Annotated in this window: 6 protein-coding genes; 1 reads left to right on the top strand and 5 read right to left on the bottom strand. The window is 65.9% G+C overall.

Annotation, left to right across the window (positions count from 1 at the left end):
* Positions 1 to 50: 50 nt before the first annotated feature.
* From ACIQ3R_RS02830 to ACIQ3R_RS02840, 3 genes are read right to left on the bottom strand one after another with little or no spacing between them, the layout of a single operon-like run.
* The gene (locus tag ACIQ3R_RS02830) at positions 51 to 1,067 is read right to left on the bottom strand and encodes a hypothetical protein (RefSeq protein ID WP_397414843.1); all 1,017 of its coding nucleotides are present in this window, start codon (positions 1,065 to 1,067) and stop codon (positions 51 to 53) included.
* A complete protein-coding gene (locus ACIQ3R_RS02835) occupies positions 1,067 to 2,296 on the bottom strand; it encodes a serine hydrolase domain-containing protein (protein WP_397414845.1) in 1,230 nt (409 codons plus the stop codon). Before ACIQ3R_RS02835 ends, ACIQ3R_RS02830 begins: the two co-directional genes overlap by 1 nt.
* A gap of 60 nt (positions 2,297 to 2,356) precedes the next feature.
* Positions 2,357 to 3,925 carry a sulfatase gene (locus tag ACIQ3R_RS02840; RefSeq protein WP_397414847.1) on the bottom strand — a complete coding sequence of 523 codons (1,569 nt, stop codon included), beginning with the start codon at positions 3,923 to 3,925 and terminating at the stop codon, positions 2,357 to 2,359.
* Between the two features lie 112 nt (positions 3,926 to 4,037).
* Here ACIQ3R_RS02840 and ACIQ3R_RS02845 point away from each other — a divergent pair, with 112 nt between their 5' ends.
* Positions 4,038 to 5,372, top strand: a complete 1,335-nt coding sequence (locus tag ACIQ3R_RS02845) for a dicarboxylate/amino acid:cation symporter (protein WP_397414850.1) — start codon at positions 4,038 to 4,040, stop codon at positions 5,370 to 5,372.
* Here the strand turns inward: ACIQ3R_RS02845 and ACIQ3R_RS02850 are convergent.
* Both ACIQ3R_RS02850 and clpA read right to left on the bottom strand, forming a co-directional pair.
* On the bottom strand, positions 5,369 to 5,797 hold the full coding sequence (locus ACIQ3R_RS02850; protein WP_397414853.1) for a response regulator: 429 nt from the start codon (positions 5,795 to 5,797) through the stop codon (positions 5,369 to 5,371). The two genes, ACIQ3R_RS02845 and ACIQ3R_RS02850, sit on opposite strands and share 4 nt — an antisense overlap.
* Before the next feature lie 114 nt (positions 5,798 to 5,911).
* The coding region (gene clpA / locus ACIQ3R_RS02855; protein WP_397414856.1) for an ATP-dependent Clp protease ATP-binding subunit ClpA at positions 5,912 to 7,884 on the bottom strand (1,973 nt) is incomplete at its 5' end.

A 7,884-nucleotide genomic window follows, 5' to 3' on the forward strand; every position in this document is an offset into this window, starting at 1 on the left:
GCGGATCTGGCCTATCAGTGCGGGACGCGCGGCTCAATTTCGGCCGCCGCTCACTCCGACAGTTCCACGGCCTCGGGCGCCTTGCCGTCGGCTTCAGCCTTGCGGGCGCCGGCGAGGATGCCGGGGAGAGAGTAATTCCCTTCGTGGCAGGCGTACTCGTACATCGGACCCTTGGCGGCGTTGAGCGCCATCTCGGCTTTCCAGACCTGTTTGTAGATGCTGGGGTCATCGACCTCGAACGCGTAGAGGATCTGGTCGGCGGAAACGCGGGTGAAGCGTTCGGTGACCCGGCCCTCGGGCGAGATGTAGAGGCTGGCGCCGAAATAGGGTCGGAGCGACTCTCCGGGGTGGAAGCCGCGGGTCTCGACAACCAGGGTCTCGCCCTCCCAGCGCCCGGTGGACTGGCCCATCCAGGCGCGCATCTGGGCCGGCGGTCGCGCGGCGTCGCGGAGCGGAATGACGCGGGCGTCGTGGTTCATCTCGACGACGATCACCGCGTGATCGGCCGACTGCTGGAACTGGTAGTGATTGTTGTAGAGCACGTTCATCATCGGCGGCCCGGCTGTGGAGCCAAAGCCCAGGATGCAGCGTTCGCCGAGCGGTCGCGCTTCCGGGCCGTCGAAGGTGGTCCGGGCCTTCATCAGGGCAGCCTGATAGAGGTTCCAGCCCTCCGGGCGGTAGGGTAGGCGACCGTCGGCGGGATCCACCAGCCAGGCGGTGCGCACTTCGCCCCGGATGCGGCCCATGCGGGTGCCGGGGTCGATCCAGAAGGCGTTGTAGCCGCCGGGGTCATCGCCGGCGCTGGGGGCCGGGGCGTTGGGATCGGTCGGTCGGCTCTGGGCGTCCATCGCCCGCGCGCGGGCCGCCTCGACCGCCTTGGCCTGGGCCTCGGTGATGGTGGCGGTCTTGAACTGGGCTGGACGTTCGAGGCTGGTCAGCGCGGCATTTGTCCAGACGCCCGACAGGTCGGGCTGCCCGAAGGCGTTGCGAGGCGCCTTGTAGGGCGTCTGGGCGAACGCGGGCGTTGCGAGGGCCAGCGCGGCGAGAAGTGGGAGAAGGCGGCGCATCAGGCGCGGCCCATCGCGGCATAGACGTCGCGGGCCGATTGGCCGCGCACATCGGGCGTGCCGCCCCAGGGCGTGGAGCCGTTCAGGTTCTGGATCATGCCGACGAAAATCACCTCGTGGGTGGGATCGATCCAGAACCAGGTCCCAAAGGCGCCGCCCCACCAGTAGGTGTCCCGGCCGTAGGGCAGGCCGCTGATCTCAGGCCTTTCGTTGACGGCGAAGTCCATGCCGAATCCGACCCCGGTCTGGACGGGCCCATAGAGATCGACGCCGACGCCCGGTTCCAGCACGCTCCTGCGCATCAACTTCACGGTCTCGGGCTTGAGGATGCGGGCTCCGTCCAGCGCGCCGCCGCGCAGCAGGGCCAGGCAGAAGCGGTGGTAGTCGGGCGCGGTCGAGGAGAGACCGCCGCTGCCGGACAGAAACTTCGGCTTTGAGGTCTGCACCCGCGCATTCGGCGCGACGACGAGTTTTCCGGTCGGGTCAAACGTGTGGATCGGAGCGACGCGTGAAGCCTTGGAAGGTTCGACCCAGAAGCCGGTGTCGTCCATCTTCAACGGGCCGAAAATGTGGTCCTTGAAGTAGACGTCGAGTGGTTTTCCCGACAGTTTTTCAACTAGATAGCCCTGGATGTTGACCACCTGCCCATAGGCCCAGTCGGTTCCCGGCTGGCTCTCCAACGGGAGCCGGGCCAGCTTGGCGATCATGTCGGCGAGATCGCCGTCCTGCAGTCCGGCCTGGCCGTAGACCGCACTGACGCCGAAGCCGGCGGTGTGGCTCATCACCTGGGCCATGGTCATGGGACTCTTCTGGTCTTCCAGCCCGCCGGCCTTGGTCTTGACCTTCAGGCCCGCGAACTCGGGAATGTGCTTGGCGACAGGATCGTCCAGCCGCCATTTGCCTTGCTCCCAAAGCTGCATCATCGCCACGCCCGCGACGGGTTTGGTCATCGAGGCGATGCGGAAGATGGTGTCTGGCGCCACCGGATCGGGCGCGGTCGCGTCGCGTCGGCCATAGGCGTTGACGTTCACGACGCGGCCCTTGTGGGAGAGCAGCGTCACGATGCCCGCCAGCTTGCCGGCGTCGACCTGGGCTTGCAGGCCGGCGTTCAGTTTCGTGACGCCCTGCGGCGTGAAGCCGGCGACCGCCTGGGCGAGACTCACGCCCGGGAGCGCCAGCGCCGCGGCGCCCGCGCCCAGCATCAGCCCGCGACGGTTGGTGATGGTCATGTCTCGTTTCCTCTTGTCGTTGACCGCAGAGTGACGAGTGCGTTTTGCCGCCGTGTTTCGCTACCTCGGATCGAGGAGCATGTCGGGGAACACGCCTTGCGGCGGGCCGTCGCGGCGTCGCCGCCAGCCTCGGAAGCCGGCGTCGCGGGCCAGCGGCATGTTGGTTCCGCCGGTTTCGGCCAGCATGTCGAACAGCCGGGTGTTGAGTTGGCGCGCTACCGCCTCATGGCCGGGACTGAAGATCAGATTGCGGGCTTCCAGCGGATCGACCGTGAGGTCGTAGAGCTCATCGGCGTCCCAGACGCCATGGTAGCGGATGTACTTGTAGCGGTCGCCGCGCACAGCGTGGACGGTGGGGGTCTGGGGGAAGTTGCGCTCCCAGTAGTACTCGTAGAGCAGAGCGTCGCGCCACGGGACGGCCTTTCCCTGGGCAAGCGGGATCGCGTCGCGTCCTGAGAGGCCCTTTGGCGGCACGAGCCCTGCGGCCGAGAGCAGGGTCGGGGCCATGTCGATGTTGGCGACCACCTGATCCACCACCCGGGGGGCGTCGCCGAACAATTCAGGGCAACGAGCCAGCATGGGGATTCGGATCGACTCCTCATAGGCCGTGCGTTTGTCGATCAGGCCGTGTTCGCCGAAGGCGAAGCCGTTGTCGCCGAGGTAGAGGATGAGTGTGGACTCCAGCACGCCGCGGGTCTGGAGATGGTCCATCAGGCGGCCAGCGCTCTCATCCACCGCCAGCAGGGTCTCGGCGTAGCGTCGGTAGTAATCGGCGATGTCGATCCGCGAATGGTAGGGATAGTCGACGCCGTGCCAGCTATTGCGCTGATCCTGCACCCAGCTGGGTCGGACCTGATCAGGCGTCGCGGGCGCCATGGTGGCCGGATAACGGAACGGCGCGCCCGCATAGCGACCCCTGTGCCGGTCGGCCGGGATGAAGTCGGAGTGCACCGCCTTGTGTGACAGAAACAGCATGAAGGGCTTGTCGCCCTTGCGGCGTTCCAGCCAGCGGAGCGCGTAATCCGTGAGTTCGTCGGTGATGTAGCCGGCCTGTGGAACGCGGCGGCCATCGACATTCAAGCCGGAAGGGGAGGGCAAATAGGTTCCCTGACCCTTGAAGCTCACCCAGTGATCGAAGCCCGGCTGCGGATCGTCGCCCTCGGGCCCCATGTGCCACTTGCCGATGAAGGCGGTTTCGTATCCGGCGCGCTGGAGGTGCTCGGGAAAGAAGGTCAGCGCCGGATCTATGGCGTGGTTGTTGTCCACGACCCGGTGCTGGTGGGCGTAGAGGCCGGTGAAAATCGAGGCGCGTGATGGAGAACAGAGCGCGGTGGTCACCATGCCGTTCTTGAAGTGGACGCCCTCGGCGGCCAGCCGATCAAGGTTGGGCGTCTCCAGGAAGGTCTGGGGTTTCAGGAAGCCCAGGGCGTCGTAGCGGTGGTCGTCCGTGAGGATGACGACGATGTTTCGGGGCTTGGCGCCGGGTTGGCGGGCCAAAGGCGCGGGCTTGCGGCGTTTCACCGGCGTCGGCGCCGCGACAGCGGCGTCCCAAGACCAGAGGCCGAGCGGCGCGCCCACACCGGCGCCGCAGAGCAGGATGCGTCTTGTCAGTCCGCCGTTGTCGCCCATGCCCGCTCCCGTCCCATGGCGTCATCGGTTCGGAAAGGGGCGCTCGCGTCAAGAAATGGTGCGCTGATGGCCCTGAGCGGCTAGCTATCGATGGGGGAACGGGGGGGTACTCATGGCGGGCATCACACCAGTGGCGGCGGCGGGGCCGGCCAGGAAGACGCCCTGGTGGGCCGAGCTCTACGTGCAGGTGCTGATCGCCATCGCGGCGGGCGCCCTGATCGGCCACTTTGCGCCGGCGACCGGCGAGGCGCTGAAGCCCCTCGGCGACGCCTTCATCAAGCTGGTGAAGATGATCATCGCGCCGGTGATCTTCCTGACCGTGACGCTCGGCATCGCCGGCATGCGCGATATCGGCAAGGTGGGCGGCGTGGCGGCCAAGGCCTTCGGCTACTTCATCACTGTGTCGAGCTTTGCCCTGGTGGTCGGGCTGGTGGTGGCCAATGTGGTGCAGCCCGGCGCGGGCATGAATATCGATCCGGCCAGCCTCGACGCCAGCAAGGTGGAAGGCTACGCGACCAAGTCCCACGACATGACCATCGTGGGCTTCCTGATGGACATCATCCCCTCGACCGTGGGTTCCGCCTTCGTCGACGGCAACATCCTGCAGGTGCTGTTCTTTTCGATCCCGTTCGGCCTCGCCCTGGCGATGATCGGCGATCGGGGCGACCCGGCGATCAAGGTGCTCAGCGCCGTGGCCGAGGCGTTCTTCAAGCTGGTGGCGATCTTCATGCGGGCGGCGCCGATCGGCGCCTTCGGGGCTTTCGCCTTCACCATCGGCAAGTACGGGATCGAGTCGGTGATCAGCCTGATCGCGCTGGTGGCGACCTTCTACATCACTTCGGCGGTGTTTGTGGTTGTGGTGCTGGGGGCGATCTGCGCGCTGAACGGCTTCTCGATCTTCAAACTGCTGCGCTATCTCAAGGAAGAACTGCTCCTTGTGCTCGGCACATCGTCCTCTGAGGCGGCGCTGCCCTCGCTGATGGAGAAGATGGAACGGGCCGGAGCCGAGAAGTCGGTGGTCGGGCTGGTGGTGCCGACCGGCTACTCGTTCAACCTCGACGGCACCAACATCTACATGACGCTGGCCGCGCTGTTCATCGCCCAGGCCCTGGGGATCGAACTCTCGCTCGGCGAACAGCTGTTGCTGCTGGGCGTGGCGATGCTGAGCTCCAAGGGTGCGGCGGGCGTGACGGGCGCGGGCTTCATCACGCTGGCGGCGACGCTGCAGGTGGTGCCGAGCGTCCCGCTGGCCGGCATGGCGCTGATCCTGGGGGTCGACCGGTTCATGAGCGAATGCCGTGCGATCACCAATTTCATCGGCAACGCGGTGGCGACCCTGGTGGTCAGTCGCTGGGAGGGCGCCCTGGACCGTGAGCGGTTGGCAGTGGTGCTGGCGGGCGAGCCCGGACCGGTTGCGGCGCGGCCTCTAGAGCAGGACGCCGACTAGCCCGTCCGCGCCAGCTTTACATGCGCCGGCGTCGTGTGGCGGCGGATGGCCGACATCAAGTCCGTGACCAGGATGGGCTTGGAGACGAAATCGTCGAAGCCCAGGGCCAGATACTCGGCCGGTCGGCGAGAATAGATGTCGGCGGTCAGCGCGATCACCGGCGTATCTCGCTCCGCCCCGGCCCTGGCCCGGAGGGCTTCGACCACCTCAAGACCGGTCATGCCCGGCATATGGATGTCGAGCAGCATCAGGTCGAAGCGTTCGGTGGAGAGCCGAGACAGCGCTTCCGGACCCGAGGCCGCCATCACTGCGAGGTGACCATATGCGCCGAGGATCTCCTGCACCACGCGCAGGTTCATGGGGTCGTCGTCGACATGCAGCACCTTGAGGGTGCGATCGGACTCTTCGGACAGGGCGGAGGCCATAAGCCGACACTGCGCCCTGCCGCTTAAGGTTAGGCTGAAGGTCGTGATGAATTGGGGGTTAGCCTTAGCCGGTCAGGGCTTTGCCAAGACACCTATCGGCTGGGCGTGGAAGTCTCAGACCGCTTCTGACTCCGCGGGGCTCTCGACCACCGGCGCACCTGGCTGGCGCTCCTCGCCCTCGATCTCGAAGGCGAGTTTGGAGTCCTTGAGCACCACCTTGACGTGGCCCCCCTTGGTCAGGCGACCAAAGAGAATCTCGTCTGCGAGCGGCTTCTTGATGTGCTCCTGGATCACGCGCGCCAGCGGACGGGCGCCGTAGAGCTCGTCGAAGCCGTTCTTGGCCAGCCAGTCGGCCGCCTCGTCGGAGGTCTCGATGGTGACGTGGCGGTCGGCGAGCTGGGCTTCCAGCTGCATAACGAACTTCAGCACCACCTGGCGGATGATTTCCGGGGTCAGCGGCTTGAAGGCCACCACGGCGTCGAGGCGGTTGCGGAACTCCGGCGTGAACAGACGCTTCAGGGCCTCTTCAACCTCGCCCTCGGCCTTGCCGCGGCCGAAACCGATGGAGTTCTTCTGCGCGTCCGACGCGCCCGCATTGGTGGTCATGATCAGGACCACGTTGCGGAAATCGATCTTCTTGCCGTTGGAGTCGGTCAGCTGGCCGTGATCCATGACCTGCAGCAGGATGTTAAAGACATCCGGATGCGCCTTCTCGATCTCGTCCAGCAGCACCACCGAGTGGGGGTGCTGGTCGACGGCGTCGGTCAGGAGGCCGCCCTGGTCGAAGCCCACATAGCCGGGAGGCGCGCCGATCAGACGACTGACGGTGTGGCGCTCCATGTATTCGGACATGTCGAAGCGCAGGAGCTCGATGCCGAGGGTGGAGGCCAGTTGGCGGGCCGTCTCGGTCTTGCCCGTGCCGGTCGGGCCGGAGAAGAGGTAGCAGCCGATCGGCTTCTGGGCGTCGCGCAGTCCGGCCCGGGCCATCTTCATGGCCGAGGAGAGCTGGTCGAGCGCATCGTCCTGTCCGTAGACCGCTCGCTTGAGGTCGGTCTCAAGCTGCTTGAGGGCCTCGGTGTCGGACTTGGAGACCGACTTTGGCGGGATGCGGGCGATCTTGGCGACGACGGCCTCGACCTCCTTCAGGCCGATCACCTTCTTCCGCTTGGATTCACTGAGCAGCATCTGCGAGGCGCCCGCCTCGTCGATGATGTCGATCGCCTTGTCCGGCAGCTTGCGGTCGTTGATGTACTTGGCCGAAAGCTCCACGGCCGCCTTGATGGCGTCGTTGGTGTAGCGGAGCTTGTGGAACTCCTCGTAGTAGGTCTTGAGGCCCTTGAGGATCTTGATGGTGTCTTCGACCGTGGGCTCGTTGACGTCGATCTTCTGGAACCGGCGGACGAGCGCCCGGTCCTTCTCGAAGTGCTGACGGAACTCCTTGTAGGTGGTGGAGCCCATGCAGCGAAGCGTGCCAGACGCCAGCGCGGGCTTCAGCAGATTCGATGCGTCCATCGCCCCGCCGGAGGTCGCCCCGGCGCCGATGACGGTGTGGATTTCGTCGATGAACAGGATGGCGTCGGGGTGGTTCTCCAACTCCTTGACCACCTGCTTGACCCGCTCCTCGAAGTCACCGCGATAGCGGGTGCCGGCCAGCAGAGAACCCATGTCGAGAGAGAAGATCGTCGAGTTGGCCAGGACCTCTGGAACCTGACCGTTGACGATCTTTCGGGCCAGGCCCTCGGCGATGGCGGTCTTGCCGACACCGGGATCGCCGACCAGCAGCGGGTTGTTCTTGGTGCGGCGGCAGAGAATCTGGATGCAGCGCTCGACCTCGGCCATTCGGCCGATCAGCGGGTCGACCTTACCCTGCTTGGCCTTCTGGTTGAGGTTGACGCAGTAGGCTTCCAGCGCCTCGCCACCGGTCTTGACCTGGGGCTTTTCCTCGTCCTCCGCGCCCTTCACCGGCTTGGCCTCAGAGGCCCCGGCCTTTTTCGCGATGCCGTGGGCGATGTAATTGACCGCGTCGTAGCGGGTCATGTCCTGCTCTTGCAGGAAGTAGGCGGCGTGGCTTTCGCGCTCGGAGAAGA

Origin of the sequence: Phenylobacterium sp. (genome assembly GCF_044371015.1) — a bacterium.
Lineage (GTDB): Bacteria > Pseudomonadota > Alphaproteobacteria > Caulobacterales > Caulobacteraceae > Phenylobacterium.

Excerpts from the sequence above, each read along its gene's own strand:
- ACIQ3R_RS02830 (WP_397414843.1), bottom strand. The coding sequence starts at position 1,067 with ATGCGCCGCCTTCTCCCACTTCTCGCCGCGCTGGCCCTCGCAACGCCC.
- ACIQ3R_RS02835 (WP_397414845.1), bottom strand. The coding sequence starts at position 2,296 with ATGACCATCACCAACCGTCGCGGGCTGATGCTGGGCGCGGGCGCCGCG.
- ACIQ3R_RS02840 (WP_397414847.1), bottom strand. The coding sequence starts at position 3,925 with ATGGGCGACAACGGCGGACTGACAAGACGCATCCTGCTCTGCGGCGCC.
- ACIQ3R_RS02845 (WP_397414850.1), top strand. The coding sequence starts at position 4,038 with ATGGCGGGCATCACACCAGTGGCGGCGGCGGGGCCGGCCAGGAAGACG.
- ACIQ3R_RS02850 (WP_397414853.1), bottom strand. The coding sequence starts at position 5,797 with ATGGCCTCCGCCCTGTCCGAAGAGTCCGATCGCACCCTCAAGGTGCTG.